At 49.8% G+C, this 817-nt stretch carries 1 rRNA gene; it reads left to right on the forward strand.

Annotated features, from left to right (window positions below):
* Positions 1 to 116, forward strand: a 5S ribosomal RNA gene (rrf, locus tag L2725_RS23140).
* The last annotated feature ends 701 nt before the right edge of the window (positions 117 to 817 follow it).

The raw sequence follows: 817 nt of genomic DNA on the forward strand, positions 1-817 counted from the left end.
CTTGGTGACAATAGCGCTGTGGTCCCACCTGATCCCATTCCGAACTCAGAAGTGAAACGCAGCTGCGCCGATGGTAGTGTGGGGCTTCCCCATGTGAGAGTAGGTCATTGCTAAGCGCCCAATAAGTGAAGAAGCCACCTGAATAAGGTGGCTTTTTTGCGTTTGGGGTTTTAAAAATGTTTAAGCGTATCTGCAAGTTGGGTGTACGTCATTGTCAGGTGACTTATCCACTTATAAGAAAGCGGCGATGCTCCACCCTCGATGTCAGCCCGCGCTGAGCGGGCTCCCGGCTACGCTCATACTTCGCTCCGCGTTAATCAAGTCCTGAAAGCTTCGCTTCCAGAGCAGACTTGCTTAACCCCCATGTGAGAGACCGATATTTGCTCCTCGGTAACTGCTCCTGCGTTACTCTACCTCCTATATCCATATAGTCGTGCAATATCGTCACTTCCGCCATCTATGTTGATCGTAGGGTGAAGCTGTTGCGCTAATCAGAGAAGTTTGATGTGGCAGATGAACGCGGAGAGCTTGTCTCGAAGCTGGCCATTGCCAAGCATCTACCCCCGATGTCAGGTCGAGAAATGTTCCAGACGATCTCGACATCATGCCAAACTACTTCCATGTATAAAGGCCAGTTCGGCATCCTGTCTCTCACTCGAAAGCTATGGCTGCAGTCATTCTAACTCATTGCCATCAACCAGCTGTAATACCATTCCGCATTAAAGTTCAGTCACCTTTGCCCAGTCTCTGGCGCACATCTTTATCACTCGGTTTGTACTGCTGATGAAGTTGTTCCAAGCCTGACTGCAAGCATCCA

This window comes from Shewanella corallii, from assembly GCF_023349125.1.
GTDB lineage: Bacteria > Pseudomonadota > Gammaproteobacteria > Enterobacterales > Shewanellaceae > Shewanella > Shewanella corallii.